The sequence below is a fragment of the Acidovorax sp. BL-A-41-H1 genome, assembly GCF_051942715.1.
In genome coordinates, this window is sequence record NZ_JBPVJQ010000006.1 from 1,597,334 (window position 1) to 1,623,340 (window position 26,007).

General features: G+C 66.1%; 17 protein-coding genes. 6 read left to right on the top strand and 11 right to left on the bottom strand.

Features of this window, described 5'->3' with window-relative positions:
- The first annotated feature begins 12 nt into the window (after positions 1-12).
- The 3 genes from dapE (at position 13) to ACTPOI_RS20640 (ending at position 4,358) form a co-directional block, all read left to right on the top strand.
- Positions 13-1,212 carry a succinyl-diaminopimelate desuccinylase gene (dapE, locus tag ACTPOI_RS20630; RefSeq protein WP_440112232.1) on the top strand — a complete coding sequence of 400 codons (1,200 nt, stop codon included), beginning with the start codon at positions 13-15 and terminating at the stop codon, positions 1,210-1,212.
- Entirely contained in the window at positions 1,209-2,180 is a 972-nt protein-coding gene (gene prmB, locus ACTPOI_RS20635) for a 50S ribosomal protein L3 N(5)-glutamine methyltransferase (RefSeq protein ID WP_440112234.1), read from the top strand. The genes dapE and prmB overlap by 4 nt, the downstream gene beginning before the upstream one ends.
- Positions 2,181-2,294: 114 nt before the next feature.
- Complete coding sequence (locus ACTPOI_RS20640; protein ID WP_440112236.1) at positions 2,295-4,358, top strand: ABC-F family ATP-binding cassette domain-containing protein; 2,064 nt, start codon at positions 2,295-2,297, stop codon at positions 4,356-4,358.
- A 528-nt stretch (positions 4,359-4,886) separates the two neighbouring features.
- Here the strand turns inward: ACTPOI_RS20640 and phbB are convergent.
- The 3 genes from phbB to ACTPOI_RS20655 all read right to left on the bottom strand — a co-directional run bounded on the left by phbB (position 4,887) and on the right by ACTPOI_RS20655 (position 9,013).
- Positions 4,887-5,624, bottom strand: coding sequence for an acetoacetyl-CoA reductase (gene phbB, locus ACTPOI_RS20645; RefSeq protein WP_291517367.1), 738 nt, complete (start codon positions 5,622-5,624; stop codon positions 4,887-4,889).
- Between the two features lie 310 nt (positions 5,625-5,934).
- Positions 5,935-7,113 carry an acetyl-CoA C-acetyltransferase gene (locus ACTPOI_RS20650; protein WP_300472268.1) on the bottom strand — a complete coding sequence of 393 codons (1,179 nt, stop codon included), beginning with the start codon at positions 7,111-7,113 and terminating at the stop codon, positions 5,935-5,937.
- A gap of 199 nt (positions 7,114-7,312) precedes the next feature.
- Positions 7,313-9,013: a PHA/PHB synthase family protein gene (locus tag ACTPOI_RS20655; protein WP_440112239.1), complete on the bottom strand. Its 1,701-nt coding sequence runs from the start codon at positions 9,011-9,013 to the stop codon at positions 7,313-7,315.
- 125 nt (positions 9,014-9,138) lie between these two features.
- Between ACTPOI_RS20655 and ACTPOI_RS20660 the strand changes: the two genes are divergently transcribed.
- Positions 9,139-9,495: a hypothetical protein gene (locus tag ACTPOI_RS20660; protein WP_440112241.1), complete on the top strand. Its 357-nt coding sequence runs from the start codon at positions 9,139-9,141 to the stop codon at positions 9,493-9,495.
- On the opposite strand, the gene ACTPOI_RS20665 is transcribed toward ACTPOI_RS20660, so the two are convergent.
- From ACTPOI_RS20665 to ACTPOI_RS20675, 3 genes are all read right to left on the bottom strand, one after another.
- Positions 9,415-10,299: a polyphenol oxidase family protein gene (locus ACTPOI_RS20665; protein WP_440112243.1), complete on the bottom strand. Its 885-nt coding sequence runs from the start codon at positions 10,297-10,299 to the stop codon at positions 9,415-9,417. The two genes, ACTPOI_RS20660 and ACTPOI_RS20665, sit on opposite strands and share 81 nt — an antisense overlap.
- Positions 10,296-10,964: a maleylacetoacetate isomerase gene (gene maiA / locus ACTPOI_RS20670; RefSeq protein WP_440112245.1), complete on the bottom strand. Its 669-nt coding sequence runs from the start codon at positions 10,962-10,964 to the stop codon at positions 10,296-10,298. Before maiA ends, ACTPOI_RS20665 begins: the two co-directional genes overlap by 4 nt.
- A gap of 77 nt (positions 10,965-11,041) precedes the next feature.
- Positions 11,042-11,497, bottom strand: a complete 456-nt coding sequence (locus ACTPOI_RS20675) for a MarR family winged helix-turn-helix transcriptional regulator (protein ID WP_440112247.1) — start codon at positions 11,495-11,497, stop codon at positions 11,042-11,044.
- 219 nt (positions 11,498-11,716) lie between these two features.
- On the opposite strand from ACTPOI_RS20675, the gene ACTPOI_RS20680 reads away from it, so the two are divergent.
- Together ACTPOI_RS20680 and ACTPOI_RS20685 are read left to right on the top strand one after the other, a co-directional pair.
- The gene (locus ACTPOI_RS20680) at positions 11,717-12,412 is read left to right on the top strand and encodes a fumarylacetoacetate hydrolase family protein (protein WP_440112249.1); all 696 of its coding nucleotides are present in this window, start codon (positions 11,717-11,719) and stop codon (positions 12,410-12,412) included.
- 83 nt (positions 12,413-12,495) lie between these two features.
- Positions 12,496-13,047, top strand: coding sequence for an NUDIX hydrolase (locus ACTPOI_RS20685; protein ID WP_440112251.1), 552 nt, complete (start codon positions 12,496-12,498; stop codon positions 13,045-13,047).
- 108 nt (positions 13,048-13,155) lie between these two features.
- Here ACTPOI_RS20685 and ACTPOI_RS20690 read toward each other — a convergent pair whose 3' ends face one another.
- The 5 genes from ACTPOI_RS20690 to ACTPOI_RS20710 form a co-directional block, all read right to left on the bottom strand.
- Positions 13,156-15,474, bottom strand: coding sequence for a penicillin-binding protein 1A (locus ACTPOI_RS20690; protein WP_440112254.1), 2,319 nt, complete (start codon positions 15,472-15,474; stop codon positions 13,156-13,158).
- A 66-nt stretch (positions 15,475-15,540) separates the two neighbouring features.
- Positions 15,541-17,628, bottom strand: a complete 2,088-nt coding sequence (ligA, locus tag ACTPOI_RS20695; RefSeq protein WP_440112257.1) for an NAD-dependent DNA ligase LigA — start codon at positions 17,626-17,628, stop codon at positions 15,541-15,543.
- A gap of 150 nt (positions 17,629-17,778) precedes the next feature.
- Entirely contained in the window at positions 17,779-18,909 is a 1,131-nt protein-coding gene (locus ACTPOI_RS20700) for a cell division protein FtsZ (RefSeq protein ID WP_440112259.1), read from the bottom strand.
- A 132-nt stretch (positions 18,910-19,041) separates the two neighbouring features.
- On the bottom strand, positions 19,042-22,566 hold the full coding sequence (gene smc, locus ACTPOI_RS20705; protein WP_440112261.1) for a chromosome segregation protein SMC: 3,525 nt from the start codon (positions 22,564-22,566) through the stop codon (positions 19,042-19,044).
- 316 nt (positions 22,567-22,882) lie between these two features.
- On the bottom strand, positions 22,883-25,948 hold the full coding sequence (locus tag ACTPOI_RS20710) for a bifunctional diguanylate cyclase/phosphodiesterase (RefSeq protein WP_440112713.1): 3,066 nt from the start codon (positions 25,946-25,948) through the stop codon (positions 22,883-22,885).
- Between the last annotated feature and the right edge of the window lie 59 nt (positions 25,949-26,007).

Consider the following 26,007-nt stretch of genomic DNA (forward strand, 5'->3'; position numbering starts at 1 on the left):
TTTCCTATCCCCATGTCACGCACCCTGCACCTGGCTGAGCAACTGATCTCCCGGCCCTCAATCACCCCCGAAGACGCCGGATGCCTCGATCTGCTTGCCACCCGCCTGGCCCCCCTGGGGTTCGTGTGCGAACGCATGGACAGCGGCCCTGCAGACTTCCGGGTCAGCAATTTATGGGCAAAACGGCCCGTAGCCCTTGATTCAATTGCCTCTTCTGCTATCAAAACAGTAGTATTTGCCGGCCACACCGATGTGGTGCCCACCGGACCGCTTGCGCAGTGGAGCAGCGACCCGTTCGTGCCCACGCACCGCGGAGGCAAGCTCTACGGCCGCGGCGCCAGTGACATGAAGACCTCCATCGCCGCTTTTGTAGTGGCGGTCGAAGAGTTTCTCGCTGCCACCCCTGAGCCCATGGTCCAGATGGCCTTTTTGCTGACCAGCGATGAGGAAGGCCCGTCGGTTGACGGCACCAAGGTCGTGGTCGAACAGCTCCACGCCCGCGGCGAGGTGCTGGACTACTGCATCGTCGGCGAGCCGACCTCGGTAGAGCGCACCGGCGACATGATCAAGAACGGCCGCCGCGGCACCCTGAGCGGCAAGCTCACCGTGCGCGGCATCCAGGGCCACATCGCCTATCCGCAGCTGGCCCGCAACCCCATCCACCAGGCCCTGCCGGCGCTGGCCGAGCTGGCCGCCACCACCTGGGACGAGGGCAACGCATTCTTTCCGCCCACCAGCTGGCAAGTGAGCAACATGCACGGCGGCACGGGGGCCACCAACGTGATCCCTGGCGAGGTGGTCATCGACTTCAACTTCCGCTTCTCGACCGAATCGACCGCCGACGGCCTCAAGCAGCGCGTGCATGCCGTGCTGGACCGCCACGGCCTGGAGTACGACCTGCGCTGGACCCTGGGCGGCCAGCCGTTTCTAACCACGCCTGGCGAACTCGTCACGGCCGTGCAGCAGGCAATCCAGGCTGAGACTGGCATCGTCACTGAACTCTCCACCACCGGCGGCACCAGCGATGGCCGCTTCATTGCGCAGGTGTGCCCCCAGGTCATCGAACTGGGCCCCCCCAACGCCAGCATCCACAAGATCGACGAGCACATCGTCGTTGCCGACATAGAGCCGCTCAAGAACATCTACCGCCGCACGCTGGAAAACCTGCACGCGCAAGCCGTGGCAGCGCGTGCGCAGGCGGTGCAGGCATGACGGGGCCCACATCCGTCAAACCAGGTATTGACGCTGCGCCCACCAGCGCCGTGCAGCCCGTGCAAGGCGACACGGTCGGCGCGCTGGTCGAGTCCGGTGCGCAGTCGCTTGTCGCGGCAGGCGTCGCCTTCGGCCACGGCACCACCAACGCCCACGACGAGGCCGCCTGGCTGGTGCTGTGGCGGCTGGGCCTGCCGCTGGACAGTGATCTGTCGGACAACCCCGACTCGGTGCAAAAACAGCCGGTAGCGCCCGAATCTTCTGCCCTGGTTGCTACACTTTTTGAAGAACGCATCCGCACCCGCAAACCCGCCGCCTATCTCACGCGCGAGGCCTGGCTGCAAGGCGTGTCGTTCTACGTGGACGAGCGTGCCATCGTGCCGCGCAGCTTCATTGCCGAGATCCTCGTCGATGGCATGGCCGATGATTTCCTGAGCGACCAGACCCGGCGCGTGCTGGACCTGTGCACGGGCAACGGCAGCCTGGCCGTGCTGGCGGCCATGGCCTGGCCTGAAGTCGAGGTCACCGGGGCAGACATCTCGCCCGACGCACTGGCCGTGGCACGCATCAACGTGGATCGCCATGGCCTGGCAGACCGCATTGCGCTGTGCCTCTCCGACGGCCTGTCTGCCGTGCCCGGCCCGTGGGATCTGATCCTGTGCAACCCCCCATACGTGAACGCTGCCAGCATGGACGCGCTGCCCAGCGAATACCGCGCCGAACCAGAGCTGGCCCTGGCCGGCGGACAGGACGGCATGGACTTCGTTCGCCAGCTCTTCAAGGCCGCGCCAGCGTGCATGAGCGACGATGCCGTGATCATTCTGGAGATCGGCAACGAGCGCCCCTATTTCGAGGCGGCATTTCCGCAGCTGCCGGTGTTCTGGCTCGATACCAGTGCCGGTGAAGACCAGGTTTTGCTCGTCACAAAGCAGGCCCTGGCTGCCCAAAGCCGGCTCACGGCACAATAGAGGGCTTTGCGCCACCCTGGTGGCTGCCGCGGTGAGACCGATGGCAGCCATGCCGGCGCACCGATTTTTTGACGCCACCCGCCATGTGCGGGTGCGCTTTTTTCTGATTCCCGGATGATCACCCTCAAGAACGTAACCCTGCGACGCGGCACGAAAGTCGTGCTCGACAGCGTGTCCACCACCATCAACCCCGGCGAAAACGTCGGGCTTGTGGGCCGCAACGGCGCGGGCAAGTCCAGCCTGTTTGCGCTGCTCAGCGGCAAGCTGCACGAGGACGGTGGAGACTTCCACATTCCATCGAGCTGGCGGATGGCCGAGGTTGCGCAGAACATGCCCGAAACCGACCAGTCGGCCACCGACTTTGTGCTGGAAGGCGACACGCGCCTGGCCGAAGTGCAGCAGCAACTGGCAGACGCCGAAGCCAGCGATGACGGCATGGCCATCGCCCACGCGTATTCCGACCTGCACGACGCAGGCGCCCACGACGCCGTAGCCCGCGCGCAGGCGCTGATCCTGGGCCTGGGCTTTCGGGTGAGCGAGCTGGACCAGCCGGTGAGCAGCTTCTCGGGCGGCTGGCGCATGCGCCTGCAGCTGGCGCGGGCGCTGATGTGCCCCAGTGATCTGCTGCTGCTCGACGAGCCCACCAACCACCTGGACCTGGACGCACTCGTCTGGCTGGAGGCATGGCTCAAGCGCTACGCGGGCACCATGATCGTGATCAGCCATGACCGCGAGTTCCTGGACGCGATCACCAACGTCACGCTGCAGATCCAGCAGGGCGAGCTGAACCGCTACGGCGGCAACTACAGCAAGTTCGAAGAGCTGCGCGCCCAGCAGCTGGAGCTGCAACAGGCCAGCTTCTCCAAGCAGCAGGAGAAGATGGCCCACCTGCAGAAGTTCATTGACCGCTTCAAAGCCAAGGCCAGCAAGGCCAAGCAGGCGCAAAGCCGCGTCAAGCAACTCGAACGCATGGAAAAGATCGGCCCCGTGCTGGCCGAGGCGGACTTCACCTTCGAGTTCAAGGAACCGGCCAACCTGCCCAACCCGATGCTGGCCATCAGCGATGCATCGTTTGGCTATGCGGACGACGAGGGCGTGCCGACCACCATCCTTTCGGGCGTCAACCGCTCGGTGCTGGCGGGCCAGCGCATCGGTATCCTGGGCGCCAACGGCCAGGGCAAGTCCACGCTGGTCAAGACCATTGCGCGCACCATGAAGGCGCTGGGCGGCAACATCACCGAAGGCAAGGGCCTGAACATCGGCTACTTTGCCCAGCAGGAACTCGATGTTCTGCGCCCAGCCGACAACCCGCTCGAGCACATGATCCGCCTGGCGCGGGAGCTGGGGCCCGACGCCAAGCAACCGAGCCGCGAGCAGGACCTGCGCAGCTACCTGGGCAGCTTCAACTTCACGGGCGACATGGTCAAGCAGGCCGTGGGCACCATGAGCGGCGGTGAAAAGGCCCGCCTGGTGCTGGCCATGATCGTCTGGCAGCGCCCCAACCTGCTGCTGCTGGATGAGCCCACCAACCACCTGGACCTCGCCACCCGCGAGGCCCTGGCCATGGCGCTCAACGACTTCGACGGCACCGTCATGCTGGTCAGCCACGACCGTGCACTGCTGCGCTCGGTCTGCGAGGACTTCTGGATGGTCGGCCGCGGTGTGGTCGGGCCGTTTGACGGCGATCTGGATGACTACCAGCGTTACCTGCTGGAAGAATCCAAACGCCTGCGCGAGCTGGCGCGCCTGGCCGACGCTGTCAAGGATGAACCCGGCAAGGGTACGGCTGACGCACACACCGCAGATACGGCCGTGGTCAAAGCCGCGGCTGCACCAGCCGCACCGGCCACCCCAACAGCGCCTTCAGTCCCCGCACCCGCTGCGCAGCAGCCCGCCGCAGGCAAAGACGGCCGCGAACAGCGCAAGCTGGACGCACAGGCGCGGCAGATGTTGGCGGAAAAGACCAAACCGTTGCGCAAGGAACTGGAGCAGATCGACAAGCGCCTGATCGCGCTGACGGCCGAGCGGGCAACGCTGGAGGAAACGCTGACCAAGCCCGTGCCGCCGGCCGAGATCGCGGAGTGCGGCCGCAGGCTCAAGGCCAACAGCGATGAAACCGCCGGCCTGGAAGAGCGCTGGCTCGAAATTTCTTCCGCCCTGGAAGAAATCGCGGCCTAAGCAGCCGGTAAAAATGTAAGCTGGTGTAATGAAAAAATGCTGAAAACAGCGGGAAGCGTAATCAGGCATTGGCCAAACTGCTATCAATTCGGGAGTCGCCTGTTACACCAAGTACCGCCGCCTCCTGATTGCATTTTTTTTCAGAAAGGTGTCAACGCCCTGTGATCGGCGCACGTTGTTGGTACATCACAGGAGTTTTTCCACATGAACCGCAACGAAATCTTGTCAGCCTGGCCCGAAGACGAACGCGATCGCAAGCGCGCCCCGGCCCGCTTCTGAACCGACACTTTGGGGGTTGCGCAAATTCTGCATAAACTGCAACCCGAGCAGCAGGCTTCGCAGACAGCAGCCAGACCGTCCACCTGACGGTAGCTTGCACAAACTGGCAAGCATTCCTGGCACCGGCCCCTGTCCTGACATTCCGGCACCAGCCACAGGCCTCATGCAGGCCCCATAAAAAAACCCCGCAACGCGGGGTTTTTTGCTGTCTGGACCCGGCGGCTTCAGGCGCCGCCAGGATCCGGGCGATCAGCCCATGTGCAGACCGCCGTTGACCGAGAAGTCAGCGCCCGTCGCATAGCCGCCTTCTTCCGACGCCAGCCACGCAATGATGGACGCGATTTCGCTGGGCTCACCCAGGCGCTTGACGGGCACGGTGGCCACGATCTTTTCCAGTACATCAGGGCGGATGGCCTTGACCATGTCGGTGCCGATGTAGCCCGGGCTCACGGTGTTGACCGTCACGCCCTTGGTCGCCAGTTCCTGCGCCAGCGCCATCGAAAAGCCGTGCATGCCGGCCTTGGCTGCCGAGTAATTGGTCTGGCCGGCCTGGCCCTTCTCACCGTTGACCGAACTGATGTTGATGATGCGGCCCCAACCCTTTTCCACCATGTCGGCCACGACCTGCTTGGTCACGTTGAACATGCTGTTGAGGTTTGTTTCGATCACGGCGTCCCAGTCTTCGCGGGACATCTTGAGGAACATGCGGTCGCGTGTGATGCCGGCGTTGTTCACCAGCACGTCGATGGTGCCGTGCTCGGCCTTGGTCTTGGTGAAAGCCTCGACCGTGGAATCCCAGTCGCCGACATTGCCGACCGACGCGTAAAAATCATAGCCCAGGGCTTTTTGCTCGCCCAGCCATTTGGCATGGTCACGCGTGGGGCCGCAGCCTGCGATGACCCGGAATCCTTCTTTGTGGAGCCGCTGACAGATAGCGGTGCCGATGCCCCCCATCCCACCCGTGACGTATGCAATTTTTTGGCTCATGTGGTTTTCTCCTGTTCGCCGGTTGATGTTCGGACTCACCATCACTCTAACCAAGAAAACACGCTCTGCCGTGAAGGAAAACACTAAAGCTGCGGCATTTTTCGCCCCGGTGGTGTCGGGGCCGTCATTGCTGCCGGTTCGCCGCATGCTTTACGCGGCCCGATGCGCATCGGCACCACGCTTTCGCTAGCGAAGCCGAGAGGGCACGGGCGTAAAAAAACCGCGCATGGCGCGGTTTTCTGGGGTGGCAAAGCGAGCGGCCCGCAAGCCAAAAGATGACCTGCCGGGGCGCCGCCCAACTGACGTGCGATCAGCGCTCCAGAGCCAGCGACACGCCCATGCCGCCGCCGATGCACAGCGCAGCCAGGCCCTTCTTCGCATCGCGGCGCTGCATTTCGTGCAGCAGCGTCACCAGAATGCGGCAACCAGACGCACCGATGGGGTGGCCGATGGCAATGGCACCACCGTTCACATTGACGCGCGCGGGGTCAATGCCCAGTTCCTGGTTCACAGCGCAGGCTTGCGCAGCAAAGGCCTCGTTCAGCTCGAACAGGTCGACGTCGGCCGCATTCCAGCCCGCACGCTCCAGCGCCTTGCGCGAAGCGGGTACGGGGCCCATGCCCATGGTGGCGGGGTCCAGGCCGCTGGTGCCGAAAGCGGCAATGCGCGCCAGGGGCTTGAGGCCCAGGGCAGCGGCCTTCTTGGCCGTCATCACCACCACCGCGGCTGCACCGTCGTTCAGACCCGACGCATTGCCGGCCGTCACGCTGCCAGCCTTGTCAAACGCGGGGCGCAGGCCCGCCAGCGCTTCGGCGTTGGTCTTGCGGTTGAGGTACTCGTCGGTGTTGAAGATGATCGGGTCGCCCTTCTTTTGCGGCAGCGAGACGTTCACGATTTCGTCGACGAAGCGGCCTGCGTCCTGCGCGGCAGCAGCCTTTTGCTGGCTGGCCAGGGCCAGTGCATCCTGCATGTCGCGGCTGATACCGTACTGCTTGGCCACGTTCTCGGCGGTGATGCCCATGTGGTACTGGTTGTACACGTCCCAGAGGCCATCGACGATCATGGAGTCGACCATCTTCCAGTCGCCCATGCGCTGGCCGTCGCGCGAGCCGTTGAGCACGTGGGGAGCCAGGCTCATGTTTTCCTGGCCACCGGCCACCACGATTTCGCTGTCGCCCCAGGCCACGGCCTGTGCTGCCAGCATCACGGCCTTCAGGCCCGATCCGCAGACAGCGTTGATGGTGAGGGCCGGGGTTTCCTTGGCCACACCGGCTTTCATCGAGGCTTGGCGCGCGGGGTTCTGGCCCACGCCTGCGGTCAGCACCTGGCCCATGATGACTTCGCCCACCTGGGCGTCCGACAGGCCAGCGCGGGCGATGGCTTCGCGAATGACGATGGCGCCCAGTTCGGTGGCCGGCACCTTGGCGAGTGCGCCGCCAAATTTGCCCACAGCGGTACGGGCGGCCGAAACGATGACGATGTCTTCCATGGGATTGTCCTTGTGGTTGGGAGAAGTTGACGGGTGTGATTCTCGCAGTGCGCCATGTCAGTGCAACTGCGTATGCGTGTGAATCGGGCTGCGGACCGCGCCGAACAGTGTTGCCCAACAGGGTTCGCGTGCCCGGCGGTCTGGCCGGCAGAGCGTGCATGACGCGCTGCTTGCAGCCCCGCTGCGGGCGCGCGCTACCTCAGGCCTTTTGCTTGACGTAGCTGCCGGGAGCCGGTTCGATGGCCTTGAATTTCGTGCCCTTGCCGTAGGTTTTGGGCGCAGCGATCTGCTTGCCCGCGTGGCCTTTGAGCCAGCCGGACCAGTCGGTCCACCAGCTGCCAGGATGTTCCGTGGCCCCTGCCAGCCATTCGTCGAGCGTGCCGGGGAACCTGCCATCGGCACGGATCCAGTGGCTGCGCTTGCCCTTGGCGGGTGGGTTGATCACACCTGCGATGTGGCCCGATGCGCCCATCACGAAGCGCTTCTTGCCGGGGAGCACCTGCGTGGATGCGTATGCGGCGGTGGCGGGCACGATGTGGTCCTCGCGCGAGCCGTAGATGTACACGGGCAGGTCGAGGTTGTTGAGGTCGAGCTTTTCGCCGCACACCGTGAGCGCGCCGGGCTTCACGAGCTTGTTTTCCAGGTAGAAATTGCGCAGGTACCACGCGTAGAACGGGCCCGGCAGGTTGGTGCTGTCGCTGTTCCAGTACAGCAGGTCGAACGGAGGCGGTGTTTCGCCCTTGAGGTAGTTGCCCACCACGTAGTTCCACACCAGGTCGTTGGGGCGCAAAAAGCTGAAGGTCGAGGCCAGGTCCTGACCTTTCATCAGCCCGCCGCTGCCCATCTGCATCTCGCGGAACTTCACAAACGCCTCGTCGATGAACACGTCGAGAATGCCCGTGTCGGTGAAGTCGATGAGGGTGGTCAGGAAGGTGGCGCTGGCCACGGGCTCATCGCCACGCGCTGCGAAGACGGCCAGTGCGTTGCTCAGGATGGTGCCGCCTACGCAAAAGCCCAGCGCGTTGATCTGCTCGGCACCCGTGATGTTTTGCACCACGTCAACTGCCGCCATGGCGCCGTCTTCCACGTAGTCGTCCCACGTCTTGTGCGACAGCGATGCATCGGGGTTGCGCCAGCTGACCACGAAGGTGCGGTGGCCCTGCTCCACCGCGTAGCGGATGAGCGAGTTCTCGGGCTGCAGGTCGAGGATGTAGAACTTGTTGATGCAGGGCGGCACCAGCAGGAACGGGCGCTCGTACACCTTGGCCGTGAGCGGCTTGTATTCCAGCAGCTGGAACAGTTCGTTTTCAAACACCACCGCGCCCTCGGTGGTGGCCACGTTGCGGCCTACCTCGAACAGGCTCTCGTCCGTCATCGAGACATGGCCTTGGGTGATGTCGTGCAGCAGGTTCTGCATCCCCTTGGCGATGCTCTCGCCCTTGGTTTCGATGGCCTTTTTTTGCGCCTCGACGTTGAAAGCCAGATAGTTACTGGGGGCCATGGCCGCCATCCATTGCTCTACGCCAAAGCGGATGCGCGCGCGGGTCTTTTCATCGCCTTCGACGGCATCGGCCAGTCCCATCAGCGTGCGGGCGTTGAGCAGATAGGCCGCGGCCGAAAATGCCGCCACGGGGTTGCTGGCCCAGCCTTCGCCGGCAAAGCGGCGGTCCTTGATCTCGGCCTTGCCCTGAAGGCCCTGCGCCCACAGGTCCTGGGCTTGATTGAGATACTGCTGCTGCAGTTCCTGGAGCCGCTCAGGGGCAAACTTGATGGGCGGGGCCGCGGGTATCTGCGCACCCCCGTCGAGTTTCTGCAGCGATTGCAGTGCCTGCGCCCAGCCTTGCCCGAAAATCTGCTGGAACTGCTGGGCGCTCTGGCCCCAGGGTGATTCGGTCGTCATGCTGTGTCCTCGATGGGTGAACGCCCTGCAATGCAGGCTTTGAAGTCTTGCGGAATATCCGCTTCCATTGTTGCCCACGCCGCGCCTGCAGGCAATGTAACAACGCTACTTTTGATGGAATTCCAATGTATCTGATCGTCATCGCGTGGGCTTACGTGACCTTGATGATGGCGGTGGCCGAGGCCACCGCACCCAACGGCACCGTGCTGGGCGCCATCATCACGTTTGGGCTGTATGGCCTGCTGCCCATGGGTATCCTGGTGTACATCCTGGGCACGCCGTCGCGCAAGCGCGCCATCAAGGCGCGCGAAGCGGCTGAGCAGGCTGCCTATGACGAAGCGCAGCGGCAGGGCGCGGCAGAGGCGGCACAGCCCGAGGCGATTGCGCACCCCGCAGTCCCATCACCCCTTCCAGATGCAGGCAGCGAAGCGCCCGCTGCCGCCGCCTTGGGCGCTGCCGTGGCGGTGCGAAAAGAACCGTGAAGCGTTGGTGACCGTGCACCACGGCGAGCTGCTGTCGTTGCCGTAGATGCGGGTGATGCCCAGCGCCTGCAGCCGCAGCCGCGCCAGGCCCGCCAGGTCACACAGGAACTTGCCAGGGAGTTCAGTGCTGGCCACAAAGCAGGCCGCCGCGGCGGGGTCGGTGGCACAGAAAGCCTCGCGCACCTCACCGCCCACCTCAAACGCAGTAGGCCCGATGCACGGGCCCAGCCAGGCCAGCGTTTCAGCGGCCACTGCGCTGCTAGCTGATTTGCCCACGCTTGCTATGTTATTGATAGCAACAGGTGCAATCAAATCAAGCGCTATGGCACTAAAACGATCAAAAACCGCCTCCAGCACGCCCTGATGGGCCTGAGCACCCTGCCCGGCCAGCCCGCGCCAGCCCGCGTGGGCTGCAGCCACCACGGCGCCTGAGGTGTGGGTCAACAGCACCGGCAGGCAGTCGGCCACCATGATGGTGCAGGCCACGCCCGCAGCGGTGGTCACGCAGGCATCGGCCTCGGCGCCATCGGCCATGCCCGGCGCAAGGGCCAGCACCCCATTGCCGTGCACCTGCTTGAGGAACACCGGCGCTGCCCCGGGCGTGACCCGGCGCAGCGTGTCCGTCAGCCGCGTGCGGTTGGTCCGCACGGCCGCGGGGTCATCCCCCACATGGTCGCCCAAGTTGCAGCTGGCATAGGACCCGGTGCTCACGCCGCCGCTACGCGCGGTGCACAGCGCGTGGACGCCCGCAGGCGCGGGCCAGTCGGGCGTCAGCCAGTCTGGAGGCAGTGAAAAATCGCTCACGCCTCGTTGTCCGGGCAGACCGACGGCTGGGCCCGCTGGAACGCCGGCAGCGCCATGCAGGCCTCAAACGCGCCCATGGTCAGCGGCAGGGCCCCCAGGTCCACATTAAAGCGCTGGCCGTTGAATATCTGTGGTACGAGGCAGCAGTCGGCCAGCGTCGGCGTGTCGCCCCAGCACAGCACCGAAGGCGCCAGGCCCTGCGAGGTGCGCTCATCGGCCAGCAGCTGCAACTGGCGCTCGAAAGCCTCCAGCCCGCTGCGCACCCAGTGGCGGTACCACGCTGTCTTGGCGTCTTCGGTCACCTTCAGCTCGTGCACCAGGTACTTCAGCACGCGCAGGTTGTTGATGGGGTGGATGTCGCACGCCACCATCTGCGCCAGGGCGCGCACCCGTGCACGGGCCAGCGGCGTGGAAGGCAGCAGCGCGGGCGTGGGGTGGGTGTCTTCCAGGTATTCGATGATGGCCATCGACTGCGACAGCGCCGCGCCGCCGTCGGTTACCAGCGTGGGTACCAGCGCATCGCCCACGCGCTCCAGGTAGGCGGGGTCGCGGTGCTCGCCCTTGACCAGGTGCACGGGGATGTAGTCGTAGCCCAGGCCCTTGATTTCCAGCGCGATGCGCACGCGAAACGAGGCCGAAGAGCGGAAATAGTTGTACAGCTGCATGGTGAATTACCGTAAGAAGCCGGGCCAGGGCCTGCACGGGTGCGGCAGGCGACGCCGGTCGGGGGTCAAGGGGTCAGTCAGGCGCCCGAGGTGCCGGCCGGGTCCTGGTGCTGGTAGACAACCTTGGTCAGCAGGGCCATCAGCTGGGCGCGTTCGGTGGCGTTGAGCGGTGCCGTCAGCCGTTCTTGCACGCGCTCGGCAGCGGCGCGCATCTGCAGGGCGGCCACCTCGCCTTCGGGGGTGATCCACAGCAGCTTGCGGCGGCGGTCGCGGGTGTCGGGCTCGCGGCGGATCCAGCCGCGCTTTTCAAGGCGCCCGATCACCGAGCCCGACGTGGCGGCATCAAACGCCACCCGCGATGCCAGCGTGACCTGGTCTTCCCCGGGCTGGGCCAGCAGCTCGTGCAGGATGGCGAACTGCACCGGCGTCACGTCAAAACCCGCGGTTTCTTCCATGAAAAGCGCCACCGTGCGCTGGTGGGCGCGGCGCACCAGGTGCCCTGGCGTGTTTTGGAAGTCGAAGCTCTTTGCCATGGGCGCGAGTGTAGCGTCCCGCAACACGGCCTCTGCGGCCATGGCACACTGCCATATGGCCCATTGAGATCGCTGAAACCGGGCTGTTTCGGGCACGGTGGCCGCGCTGGACTCCGGCCGGCTCCTGCCCGGTGGCAGCCGCGGGCAGGCCCGATCTGCCTGAACCGTTTTTTTGCCGACCGATTCCATCCGCATCCATACAGACAGACGAGGACCGACATGAGCTATGTGTTTTCTCCAGCGCCCATGGTCAGCGTGCCCGTGGTGGGCAGCGCCGACCGCTTCCCTGTGCACCGCATCTACTGCGTGGGCCGCAACTACGAAGAGCACGCCAAGGAGATGGGCTTTACCGGCCGCGAGCCGCCGTTCTTCTTCATGAAGCCGGCCGATGCGCTGGTAGTGGTCAACGCGGGAGAAACCGGCCAGCTCCCCTACCCCAGCCTCACCGCCAACCTGCACCACGAGATCGAGCTGGTGGTGGCCATCGGCAAGGGCGGAAAGAACATTGCCGCCGCCGATGCGTTCGCGCACATCTACGGCTATGCGGTGGGCCTCGACATGACCCGGCGCGACCTGCAGGGCGAGATGAAAAAGCAGGGCCGCCCATGGTGCATCGGCAAGGGCTTTGACGCCAGCGCCCCTATCGGCCCCATCACCCCGGCCGCGCAGGCGGGCGATGTGGGCAAGGCGCCCATCTGGCTGCAGGTCAACGGGGCAGACCGGCAGCGCAGCAACGTGAGCCAGCTCATCTGGAACATTGCCGAGACTATCGAGCACCTGTCGGCCGCATGGGAGCTGCAGCCCGGCGACCTGATCTACACCGGCACGCCCGAGGGTGTGGGCGCCGTGGTGCGCGGCGACACGCTCGACGGTGGCGTGGACGGCCTGGGCAGCCTGCGCCTGACGGTGGTGTGAACCAGCGGCCGTTTACTCACATTTTGATAGCTTAAGGTGCATATAAAACGTGCGCCAGAGCCCACTTTGACTGATATTTCCGCATGACCTACCGCAGCCCCATCAAACACTGCCGCGACTGCGGCACCGCCGTGGCTTACCGCCTGCCCGACGATGGCGATACCAAGCTGCGTGCGGTGTGCCCCGCCTGCGGACTGGTGCATTACGAGAACCCGCTGAACGTGGTGGGCACGGTGCCGGTGCTCGACGATGGGCGCGTGCTGCTGTGCAAGCGCAACATCGAGCCGCGCTGGGGCAAGTGGACGCTGCCTGCCGGGTTCATGGAACTGGATGAAACCACCGCCCAGGGCGCCGCCCGCGAGACGGACGAGGAAGCCGGCGCCCAGATCGAGATCGGCCCGCTGTTCAGCCTGCTCAACGTGCGCCGGGTGGGACAGGTCCACCTGTTCTACCAGGCCCGTCTGCTCAGCGACCAGTTCAACCCCGGTTACGAAACCATCGAGGCCCGCCTGTTCGAGGAGCAGGAGGTGCCATGGGACGAGATTGCGTTTCGCACCGTCAAAGAGACGCTGGAAGCGTACTTTGCCGACCGCAAGGCGGGTGCCATCGGGCTGCACTGCATCGATATTGACTGAGGTCAGGAACGGGCTGCGACCCATTCAGAGGCGGTCGCCACCGGCCGTGCCCTGGTCAGCGGGTGTCCTGACTGCCCAGCGTTGCAGCCATTACAGGCGGTGGCGCATTCACCCGCCGATTCGCTCTTCCGCCGGCACCGGTGGGCCCGACGGGTAGCCCGGATCGGTCGTCACGGGCGGCAGGCGCCCGTCGCCTTGTGGGCGCTGTACGGGGCCACTGGGCCACGCAGGCGGCGGCACCGGCGCAGGCGCGGCGCCCTCACCGCCGCCAAAAAGACCCCGCAGCCAGTCCCGCATGGTGCTGAGCGGCGCATCGGCCGGTGGCGCCTCGGGCTGCGTCGCAAACTCGTCCACAAACCGGTCGGTGTTGCTGATCACCTTGGTGCGTAGCGCCTGCTGCATGAAGTCGCCCACCATGGGCAAGGCGCTGCGGGCGCCCTGCCCCCAGGCATCGCTGCGCAGGGTGATGCGGCCATCGTTGAAGCCTGCCCAGGCGCCCGCCACCACGCGGGCGTGCATCAGGATGAACCAGCCGTCGGTGTTGTCCTGCGTGGTCCCCGTCTTGCCCGCCACATCGGCCTGGATGCCGTAGCGCGAGCGGATGGCCGCGGCCGTGCCCCGGTCCACCGCGCCGCGCATGGTGTTGCGCAAGGTTTGCGCGGCGCGGGGCGAGAACACTTCTTCGGCCACCGGCTTGGCAAAGGTTTCCAGCACCTTGCCGTGGCGGTCTTCGATCTGGGTGATGAGCACGGGCTCGATGTAGCGGCCCAGGTTCACGATGGAGCTGTAGGCCGACACCATTTCCTTAAGCGTGACGGGGCTGGTGCCCAGCGCGAGGGATGGCACTTCTTCCAGCGGCGACTGGCGCACGCCCAGGGCGCGCGCCACCTGGGCCACGCGGGCCGGGCCCACCTGCTGCATCACCTGTGCGGTGATGGTGTTCTTGGATAGCGCCAGGCCTTCGGCCAGCGTCATGGGCGCATCGCTGGGCGGGCCGCCGTCGGTAGGCCGCCACACGCGGCCGCCGCCCAGGGGGATCTCGACCGCGGTGTCCATCAGCACGTCGTCGGGAGATGCCCCCTGTGCAAAGGCCGCGCCATACACAAACGGCTTGAAGGTGGAGCCCGGCTGGCGGCGGGCTGCCTGCACATGGTCGAACGGGTCCACACCAAAGTCGCGGCTGCCCACCCAGGCCAGCACATGGCCGGTGACGGGGTCTTGCGCCAAGAAGCCAGCCTGCACACGCGTCTTTTCGGCGCGCAGCTTTTGCATGAAGGCGGTGTCGGCCAGCAGGGCTTTCAGAACCTCGTCAGCCGCCTCGCCTTTTTCCACCGCCTCGCGGTACTGCGTGGTTTCACGCACCAGGGTCTGGATGAGCTCGTTGCCCGGCACCCACCCGTTTTTCTGCGACCAGGCGGCATCGGCCACCGACTGCAACTGCCGCCCCTGGCGCGCCACGGCCTGGTTGGCAAAGGCCTGCAGGCGCGAGTCGATGGTGGTGCGGATCACCAGCCCGTCGGCATACAGGCTGTAGCCGTTGCTGTCGGCCCAGGCAATGAGCTGCTTGCGCAGCTGCATCGCAAAGTGCGGGGCCGGGCCCATCACCTCGGTCTGGCGCTCGAAGTTCACGCGCAGGGGGCGTTTTTGCAGGGCATCAAACTGCTTCTGGTCGAGCTTGCCGTGCTTGAGCATCTGCCCCAGCACCGTGTTGCGACGGGCCAGCGCGCGGTCGGGGTTGAGCACGGGGTTGTAGTAGGCCGTACCCTTGAGCATGCCGATCAGCGTGGCGCTTTCCAGCACATTGAGCTTATCGGCCGACTTGTCGAAATACGTGCGCGCGGCCATCTCGATGCCGTAGGCGTTGTACAAAAACGGCACGGTGTTGAGGTACGTCTCCAGGATCTCGTCCTTGGAATATGACGCCTCGATCTTCAGCGCGGTGATCGCCTCCTTGAGCTTGCGCGTGATGGTGCGCGAGCGGCCGATTTCCTCAGGAAACAGATTGCGCGCCAGCTGCTGCGTGATGGTGGAGCCGCCCTGCGGATCGCCCCGCAGCGTGTGCACCACCGACGCCGCGGTGCGCCGCCAGTCCAGCCCGAAGTGGCCGTAGAACCGGTGGTCTTCGGTGGCGATCAGCGCGTCGATGACGTTGGGTGAGATCTGGTTCAGTTCCACCCATTCGCGGTTGGCCCAGCGGTATTCAGCCAGCAGCTTGCCGTCGGCCGACATCAGCTGCGCAGGCATTTCGCTCTTGGCCTTGCGGATATCGGCGGTGGACGGGGTGAACGGCACCAGCGCCAGCGCATACAGCAACACGGCCGCAGGCCCGGCCAGCATGGCCCAGCCCAGCACGCGGCGCAGCGGTTGCGGAATGAAGCTGAACCAGCCCGCCAGCCGGGTCTTGAGCGTCAGCAAGAGGGATGCCATGCGAATTCCTGCAATGAAAGGCTTGCGCCGGGTTCAACCGTGTCGGCTGTCGGGGTCATGTCGCGTTCAGGCTGCGGGCCCGGCCAGCAGCGCCAGCATGCCCGCTTCGTCCAGCACGGGCACGCCCAGCTCCTCGGCTTTGGCCAGCTTGCTGCCGGCCTCTTCGCCCGCCACCACATAGCTCGTCTTCTTGCTGACCGAGCCCGCCACCTTGGCACCGGCGGCCTCCAGCATTTCGCGGGCGGCGTCGCGGCTCAGGGTGGGCAAGGTGCCGGTGAGCACCACTGTCTTGCCGGCCAGCACCTGCGGGGCCTTTTCGGCGGGTACGCCCTCGGGCCACGTCACGCCACAGGCGCGCAGCTGCTCGACCACCTCGCGGTTGTGCGGCTGCTCAAAAAACGTATGGAGGGCCTGCGCCACCACGGGGCCCACGTCGTTCACGGCCAGCAGTTGCTCCACGCTGGCGTCCATGATCGCGTCCAGCGTGCCGAAGTGCCGCGCCAGATCCTTGGCCGTAGCCTCGCCCACATGGCGGATGCCCAGGCCGAACAGAAAGCGCGGCAGCGTGGTCTGCTTGGATTTCTCCAGCGCGGCCAGCACGTTCTGGGCCGACTTGTCGGCCATGCGCTCCAGCGCGATGAGAGACGTCAGTCCAAGCCGGTACAGGTCGGGCAGCGTGCGGATCACGTTGGCGTCCACCAGCTGGTCCACCAGCTTGTCGCCCAGGCCTTCGATGTCCATGGCGCGGCGGGCGGCAAAGTGCAGGATGGCTTCCTTGCGCTGTGCGGCACAGAACAGGCCGCCCGTGCAGCGGTGGTTGGCCTCGCCTTTTTCGCGCACCACATCGCTGCCGCACACCGGGCAGTGGCCGGGCATGCGGAAGTTCTTCACATAGCCGCTGCGGTTGCCGGGCATCACGCCGACGACTTCGGGGATCACATCGCCCGCCCGGCGCACGATGACCGTATCGCCCACGCGCACGCCCTTCTTGCGAATCTCGAACAGGTTGTGCAACGTCGCGTTGGTCACGGTGACGCCGCCCACAAACACGGGCGCCAGGCGCGCCACGGGCGTGATCTTGCCGGTGCGGCCCACCTGCACGTCGATGCCCTCAACCCGGGTAGCCATCTCCTGCGCCGGATACTTGTGCGCCACGGCCCAGCGCGGTTCGCGCGTCTTGAAGCCCAGGTCGCGCTGTAATTGCAGCGCGTTGACCTTGTAGACCACACCGTCAATGTCGTACGGTAGCGCATCGCGGCTGGCGCCCACCTGCTGGTGGTACGCTACCAATTCAGTAGCACCCAAGGCAATACTTACCTGGGCTGCCACCGGAAAACCCCACAATTTGAGCTGCTGGAGCAGGTCGTAGTGCGTGCGGAAGTCCGGCCCGCCCTCGGCCGCCGGTGTGATGGCGCCCAGCCCGTAGGCAAAAAAGCTCAGCGGCCGTTGCGCCGCAATGCCCGAATCCAGTTGGCGCACCGCGCCCGCGGCGGCGTTGCGCGGGTTCACAAAGGTCTTGCCGCCCGCTTCGCGCTGGCGCTCGTTCAGGGCGTCAAAGTCGGCCCGGCGCATGTAGACCTCGCCACGCACTTCCAAGACGGGCGGCACGCCCTCAGGCAGGGTCAACGGAATCTGCCGGATGGTGCGGATGTTGTGCGTCACGTCTTCGCCCACCTCGCCGTCGCCGCGCGTGGCGGCCTGTACCAGGCGGCCGTTTTCATAGCGCAGGCTCATGGCCAGCCCGTCGAACTTGGGCTCGGCCACGTATTCGATGGCGGGGTCCGCTTCACCCAGGCCCAGCTCGCGCCGCACCCGCGCATCAAACGCCTGCGCGCCCGTGGCCTCGGTGTCGGTTTCGGTATGGATGCTGAGCATGGGCACCGCGTGGCGCACCGGGGCCAGGCCCTCCATCACCGCACCAATCACGCGCTGTGTTGGCGAGTCGGGCGTGATCAGGTCGGGGTGCTCGGCTTCCAGCGCCTGCAGCTCGCGGAACACGCGGTCGTATTCGGCGTCGGGTACCGAAGGGGCGTCCTGCACGTAGTACTCGTGCGCCCACCGATGGAGCTGCGCGCGCAATGCTTTTGTTTTGATAGCGGCTTGCGCTTGACTGGTCTGCGCTGCGGCCGAAAAAAGATCCAAACTTTCGGTCATGTCAGTGTTGTCTGCAGCACGGTATCGCGCGTGATCTGTGCAACTGGCGCGGCCCATGCGAGGGACACCCAGCAAGGGCCGCCCCGCAGCGCAGGTGTCGTCCCCCTTGAGGGGGAAGACGCCGAAGGCGGCTCAGGGGGTGTTTCATGCTCAACTAAACAGCCGCCGCGCCAGCACCGACCCCGCAGACAGCTCCCGCCCGTCCAGCTGGTCATACAGCAGCTCCAGATCGGTCGCAATCGGGTCCATGGCCATCGCGGGCAGCGGGTGGCCGTTCTGGTCGCACAGCACGCCGTCCATGGCCTGGCACAGGGCCGCGGCGATCTCGCGCAGGCGGGCAAATGGTTGTTCAGTACGGTTGACCTGGGGGACATCCACGCTCAGGGTGACGTCGCGGATGGCGGACTGGTCCAGATCATCGGCCAGCGCGGCCTGCGTGTCATAAGCCAGCGTCAGGATGGGCGGCAGGCCCGGGGTTCCTGCAGGCAGCACGAGACGGCCGGGCATCGCGCCCGCCACAAAGCCCAGGCGGGCCGCGTTCTGCTGCACATAGCCCGGGCTCCACGCGGCCTGGCGGGCGCGCAGCATGAAGGCCAGCTGGGCATCGTGGTCCCCGGCAAACTGGTCCAGCTCGCGGGCACGGGCCACTTCCTGCAGCATGTCGGGGAAGTCGGGGGCGGCGTTGATGGCGTCGGCAAAAGCCTGTGCCTTCATCACGAATTCCGAGTATTCGATCTCGTTGAGCGCGCCCATGCGGTTGGCCAGCTGCACCCCCGCCTGGAAGCTCTGGTAACGCTGGCCGGGCGCGGGCGTTTCCCACTGCTGCGTGGCCTCATTCAGGCCTTCGATGGCAAAGGGCTTGCTGCCCGCGCGGCGCGTGGGCGGCAGCGCAGCCAGTGCAGCGTCGCCCGACACCAGATGCTCAGCCTGCAGCGGCGCGATCACGTCGATCAAAGGGTCCAGCCCCGGGCGGCGCTCCAGCGAAAATGCGGGTACGGGCATCTGCAGGGCTTCGGTCGGGTCCACCACATGGGCGGCCGTGGGCTCGCGGCCGCGGTCCAGCTCCTGGAACTCCTCGGGCGTGAGCGGGGTGCCGGTGGTCAGGCCGGTATCGAAACCAGGCTCCTGGCGCAGCGCAGGCTCGCCCGTGCGGTCCAGCTCCGGGTCAGGCGGCAGCGCCCGCTTGGGCGCATTGCGCCGCGTGGTCCAGGTGTTGTAGGCCACGATCAGGGCCAGCACGAGGCCGCCGATGATGGCCAAGCTCAGTTGCAAAGTGCTCATATCAAAAATGTTGGGCTGCTTGCCGCGTGTCGCACTGGCGCGCCCTCGTGCGAGAGACGCCAAGCAAGGGCCGCCCCGCAGCAAGGGCGTCGTCCCCCTTGGGGGAAGGCGCGAAGCGACTCAGGGGGGTACTCATATGTCGGCCATCGACAAGGCAGACTCCATGTCCACCGCCACGATGCGCGAGACGCCCTGCTCCTGCATGGTCACGCCAATGAGTTGCTCGGCCATTTCCATGGCGATCTTGTTATGGCTGATGAACAAAAACTGCGTGCCCTTGCTCATGCTGGTCACCAGCTTGGCATAGCGCTCGGTGTTGGCGTCGTCCAGCGGCGCGTCCACCTCGTCGAGCAGGCAAAACGGCGCGGGGTTGAGCTGGAAGATGGCAAACACCAGCGCGATGGCCGTCAGGGCCTTTTCGCCGCCCGAGAGCAGGTGGATGGTCTGGTTCTTCTTGCCGGGAGGCTGCGCCATCACCTGCACGCCCGAGTCCAGAATTTCGTCGCCGGTGATGATGAGCTTGGCCTGCCCGCCGCCGAACAGCTCGGGGAACATGCGGCCAAAGTGGCCGTTGACGGTGTCAAACGTGCCCGAGAGCAGCTGGCGCGTTTCGCCATCGATCTTGCGGATCGCGTCTTCCAGCGTGTTCATGGCTTCGGTCAGGTCGGCCGTCTGCGCATCGAGGAACACCTTGCGCTCGCTGGCGAGCTTCAGCTCATCGAGCGCGGCCAGGTTGACTGCACCCAGCGCAGCGATCTCGCGGTGCAGGCGGTCGATCTCGCCCTGCAGGCCGGTCATGCGCACGTTGCCATCGGCAATCGACTGCGCCACCGCGTCCAGGTCGGCCTGGTTGTCGGCCAGCAGCGTGGTGTACTGCTCCAGGCCCAAGCGTGCGGCCTGCTCCTTGAGCTGGAATTCGGTGATGCGGGCGCGCAGCGGATCGAGCGCGCGTTCGAGCTGCATGCGGCGCTCGTCGCTGGCGCGCAGCTTGGTGGTCAGGTCGTCGTATTCACTGCGCTGGGCGGCCAGCGCCTTTTCGCGCTCCATCTTCACGTCCAGCGCGGCCTGCAGGCCGCCCTGCGCCGCGGCGTCGGACAGGCGGGCGAGTTCATCGCGGGCACGCTGCTCTTCGTCGGCCAGGGCCTTGGCCTGCTGGTTGGCGGTTTCGATGGAGCGGCTCAGTTCGCCGCGGCGCGCCTCCAGGCTGCGCTGCGAAAAGGTGGCCTCCTGGGCCTGGCGTTCCAGCGCGCGCTGCTGCTCGCGGCAGGCGGCCAGCTTGCGTTCGGCCTCAATCACCTTGTCGCCCAGCTGGGCCTCGCGCTCCTGGCTGTCGGCCAGCTGCATGTCCAGCTCTTCAAACCGGGCCTCGGCGGCCACGCGGCGCTCCTGCAGGTCGGCCAGCTGGGCCTCCACCTCGGCCAGGTCGCCGTCGATCTGGGCACTGCGGGCACGGGTCTGTTCGGCCAGCTGCGTCAGGCGCAAGGTTTCGACCTGCAGTTCGTGGGCACGGCTTTGTGTTTCGGTGGCTTCGCGGCGGGCGGATACCAGGCGCTGGGATGCGTCGGCGTAGGCCGCTTCGGCGCGGACCAGGGCGCTGCGCGATTCCTCGGCAATCAGGGCCTGGGCGCGCAGCTCCTTTTCAAGGTGCTCGATCTCCTGTGCGCGGGCCAGCATGCCCGACTGCTCGGAGTCCTGCGCGTAAAAGCTCACGCTGTGGGCGCTGACCGAATGGCCGGTGGGCACGTACACGGTCTCGCCCGGTTGCAGGCTGGCGCGGCGGGCCAGGGCGTCGTCAAGCGTGGGCGCAGTGAAGCACCCCTGCAGCCAGTCGGTGAGCACGGCGCGCAGGCCCGCATCGTTCAGGCGCAGCAAATCAGACAGGCGTGCGTGGGGTGACGATGCCTCGGGCTGGCCAGCCGCAGGGGCGCTGTAGAAGGCCAGGCGCGCAGGCGGCGCATCGTTGCCGCCCGATCCGAGAAAGCCGCGCACCATGTCCAGGCGCCCCACTTCCAGCGCCGCCAGGCGCTCGCGCAGCGCGGCTTCCAGCGCGTTTTCCCAGCCGGGTTCGATGTGGATGCGGCTCCAAAGTCCCTGCAGACCATCCAGGCCGTGCTTGGCGAGCCAGGGGCGCAGCTTGCCGTCGGTCTTGACCTTTTCCTGCAGCGCCTTCAGCGCCTCCATGCGGGCCGACAAGTCGGCCTGGCGGGCGCTTTCGGTGTTGACGGCCTGCTGGCGCATGCGGCGGTCGTCATCCAGCTGGGGCACGGACTCCTGCAGCTCGTGCAGGTGGGCCGCGGTGGTCTCGGCGATCTCTTGCGCTTCTTCGAGCTGCTCGCGCAAGTGGTTCAGACGCGATTCATCGGGCGCGGCCAGGGCGTTGCGGTCGGTGCGCAGGCGCTCAAAGCGGGCGTCGAGCTGGCGGCTTTGCTCGTCGATGCTGCGCTGCTCGGCGGCCAGCACGCCAATCTGCTGCTGCACCTGCACCACGCTGCTACGCTGCTCGGCGGTGCGGCTCTGGGCGGTACGCAGCGCATCCTCCAGGTCGGGCAGCTGCATGGCCTGCTCTTCCACCTGGGCGGCCAGCATCTCGGCGCGCTCTTCGGCGTCTACACCGGCACCGGCCAAATTCTCCAGCTCGATATCCGCCTCTTCCTTGCGGGCCTGCCACTGGGCAATTTGCTCGGCCAGCTGCACCAGGCGCTGCTCCACGCGCTGGCGGCCTTCCACCACGTAGCGGATCTCGGCTTCGAGCTTGCCGACCTCGGCCGTGGCTTCATACAGCTTGCCCTGCGCCTGATTGACCTTGTCGCCGGCGGCGTAGTGCGCCTGGCGGATGGTTTCCAGGTCGGACTCGACCGCGCGCAGGTCGGCCATGCGGGATTCGAGGTCGTTCACGGCCTGCAGGCCATCGAGGCGCACCTTGGCCTGGTCGGCCTCGGCATCGGCGCGCTTCAAGAACCACAGCTGGTGCTGCTTGAGCGTGGCGTCAGTGTGCAGGGTGTTGTATTTCGCGGCCACCTCGGCCTGCTTTTCGAGCTTTTCGAGGTTGGCATTCAGCTCGCGCAGGATGTCTTCCACCCGCGTGAGGTTCTCGCGCGTGTCCGAGAGGCGGTTTTCGGTTTCGCGGCGGCGCTCCTTGTATTTGGAGACGCCGGCGGCTTCCTCCAGGAACAGGCGCAACTCTTCAGGCCGGCTTTCAATGATGCGGCTGATGGTGCCCTGGCCGATGATGGCGTAGGCCCGTGGCCCCAGGCCCGTGCCCAGGAACACGTCCTGCACGTCGCGGCGGCGCACGGGCTGGTTGTTCAGGTAGTAGCTGCTGGTGCCGTCGCGCGTGAGCACGCGGCGTACCGCCACTTCGCCGTACTGGCCCCACTGGCCGCCCGCGCGGTGGTCGGAGTTGTCAAACACCAGTTCCACGCTGGCGCGGCTGGCCTGCTTGCGGGTGGTGGTGCCGCTGAAGATGACGTCCTGCATGGACTCGCCACGCAGCTCGCTGGCCTTGCTCTCGCCCAGCACCCACCGCACCGCATCCATGATGTTCGACTTGCCGCAGCCGTTGGGGCCCACCACGCCGACCAGTTGCCCGGGCAGCATGAAATTGGTGGGTTCGGCAAACGACTTGAAGCCGGAAAGCTTGATGGAAGTAAGACGCACGGGTCAGTGGCTGGGCAAAAAAGGCGTGGTGGCGGTTTGCCGGCAAGCCCCGGGCCGCGCCCCGTGGGGGCACCCTGTCGGGCAAAGCGGGAATGATAACGCCCCGCCCGGCGCAGACCGGCGCTCACCCGCCCGGGCTCGGGTGTTTGGGGGTCTGCAGGGCAGATTCAGGCATAAAAACGGCGATAGCGCACGTTCCATATGCCTGAATTGCTATCATTTTTGATGGACCCTTTGGGCCGTACATGGCACCGCAGGCGCCCCTGTAGCGGATGTGCGCTGTGGGGCCTTCGGGGCCGGCTGCACCCGCCCGGGGTCAGACGCCCGTGGAACCCTCGACATTGGTGCGCAGCACCATCGCCTCGAACTCCGCCACCGGCACGGGCGCGCTGAACAGGTAGCCCTGCCAGGCGTGGCAGTTGTGCCGCTCCAGAAACTCGCGCTGCGCCTGCGTTTCCACGCCTTCGGCAATCACGCGAAGGCCCAGGCTGGTGCCCAGGGCCACCACCGTGCGGGCAATGGCGGCATCGTTGGGGTCGGTCAGGACATCGCGCACAAAACTCTGGTCAATCTTGAGCTGGTCCAGCGGCAGGCGCTTGAGGTAGCTGAGCGACGAGTAGCCGGTGCCAAAGTCATCCAGCGAAAAGCCCACGCCATAGGCGCGCAGCTGGCCCATTTTTTCGATGGTGTCTTCCACATCGGCCAGCAGCAGGCCTTCGGTCAGCTCCAGCTTCAGCCGGCGCCCGTCGGTGCCCGATCCGGCCAGCGCTGCCAGCACCTGCGACACAAACCCGCTCTGGTGGAATTGCCGCGGGCTCACGTTGACAGCCAGGTTGAGCTTGGCAAACGCCGGCTCCTGGGCCCAACGGGCCAGCGACGCGCAGGCCGACTGCAACACCCATTCACCCAGCGGCAGGATCAGGCCGGTGGTTTCGGCCAGCGGGATGAACTGGGCGGGCGAGATGAAGCCGGTTTGCGGATGCCGCCAGCGCAGCAGCGCCTCGGCGCCAGTGATGCGGCCGCGGTCGATCTGCGGCTGGTAGTACAGCTCGAACTGGCCCTGTGCCAGCCCGGCCCGTATGTCCAGCTCCATGGCTGCGCGGGCGCTCACTGATGCCTGCATCTTCGGGTCGTAAAAACGCAGGGTGTCGCGGCCCGCGTCCTTGGCCTGGTAGAGGGCCAGATCGGCACGCTTGAGCAGCTCTTCGGCCGTCTCCTGCATGCCGCTGAAGATCGTCACGCCCATGCTGAGTGAACTGTGGTGCGTTTCGCCATCAATCACGTAAGGCTCGCGCAAGGCATGCAGGATGCGCTGGCCCATCTCTTCGCCGAGGTTGGCTGCCTGCTCGGGGTTGTCGCCCAGGTCTTCCAGCACCACCACGAATTCATCGCCGCCCTGGCGCGACACCGTGTCGTCCTGGTGTACGCAGCCGCGCAGCCGCTCGGCCACCTGGCGCAGCAGGTTGTCACCCTGGTCGTGGCCACGGGTTTCGTTCAGCGTCTTGAAGTTGTCCAGGTCCAGTAGCAGCAGCGCGCCGCTGCGCTGGTGGCGCTCGCTGGCAGCCAAGGCCTGCTGCAGGCGGTCCATCAGCAGGCGGCGGTTGGGCAGGCTGGTGAGCGGGTCGTAGTACGCCAGCGAGTTGATCTCGCTTTCAGCCGCCTTGCGCTGGCTCAGGTCCTGCATCGTCACAATGCGCCCGCCCTTGACGAACACGCCCGAGACTTCGATGGGACGCCGCTTGCCATCGGCGCAGGTGACCTCGAACTCCATCTGGGGAATCACCCCTTCCGCCACACGGGAGTGCTGGTCGGCATGCATCCATAGCGAGCGCGCTGCACGCCGCTCCACATCCTGCGGGAAGGCGCGTCGCCACCACTCGGAAGCGGTCGGCACCTCGGCTTCGGTGTACCCACAGATCTGCACGAAGCGCTGGTTGCGAAAGCTGATGCGGCCGTCGTCATGGATCAGGCACAGGCCGATAGGCAGGCGCTTGAGCACGCTGCGCAGCCGGCGCTCGTTGGCGCGCAGGTTGGCCTCCATCAGCTTGCGTGCCGTGATGTCCTGCACTATCGCGATGTGGTCATCCGGTGATGTGCCTGGCATCCACATCGGGGATGCTGCCAGCTCCACCCACACGGGGTAGCCCTTCTTGTGGATGTAGCGCTTCTCGAACCGGCACTCGGGAATCTCGCCCGCGCGCAGCCTCTGCAACTGCTCAATGTTCGCATCCAGGTCTTCCGGGTGGGTGAGCACGCGGAAGTTCATGCCATGCAGTTCTTCGGGGCTGTAGCCCAGCATGTCGGCGTAGCACTGGTTCACCTTGACCAGGTTGCCCGCCCCGTCCACCTGGGCAACGCCCACGGTCGTCTGGTTGAACAGCGCCAGAAAACGCTGCTCGCTTTCATGCCGGGCGCGCTCGGCCATGCGCAGGCGTGCCAGGGCCGACGTGCGCTGGCGCACGAGCAGGCCCACCGTGGTGGCCAGCAGCAGCGACACCAGCACGCCTGCAAGCCCGGCCATCCATGGCAGGCGTGCCTCGTAGGGCGACAGGAAGGTGTGCGTGGGATAAAACGTCAGTCGCCAGCGCCGGTCGTGCACCGAAAGCAGGCGTACGTAGGGCTCGGCCCCGGGCAGGCCGTTGCCCGTGGCCTCGACGATGGGCCGCACCACGTTGTCGACCAGCCCGCCATCGCCCGAGCCCACATCGGCAATGGACACGGTAATGCCCTGCAGCAGCCCCTGCCGCTCCAGACCCCGCACCATGTCGTACACACGGATGGTGGTGGCAGCGGCCCCCATGAAACGGCGCTCGGGGGTACCGATGGTGGGGTCGAACACCGGCACGCGGATGACGATGCCAGCCCGGTGCGTTTCTTCCTGAAGCAGGTCAAACGGTGCCGAAACCACTGTGCGGCCGCTATCGCGGGCGTACTGCATGGCCGCCAGGTTGGTCGGCTGCGCGCTGATATCGAGGCCCAGCACACTGCGGTTGCTTTCCAGCGGCCAGATGTACTCGGCTACAAAGTATTCAGGGCGCTCGCCCGGCGGGTGAATGGCGAAGTCCGGGAATCCGTCGGGCGACAGCGATGTGTCGGCCCGCACCCGTTGCTCATAGCTTTGCTTGTCGGCACCATCCACCCGGCGGGTGAACGACAGGCTGCGCACACCAGCGTAGCGCAGGCCCACGTCCATCTCGCTCGCGACCCGTTCAAAGTCCAGGCGCGAGAGCATCGGGTTGGCCGTGAACAGACTGCGCAGCGCCAGCACCACCTCGGTATTGCCGGAGATGCGCTGGCCCAGCGCTTCTGAGAAGGAACGCGCCTCCTGCACAAATCGGCCCTGGCCGATTTCGCGCACTGAGCCGGCTTGCTGTACCACCATCCATGCCGTGAGCGCGAGCCCCAATGCGCCCACAGCCGCGCCAGCCAGCCAGTGCAGCC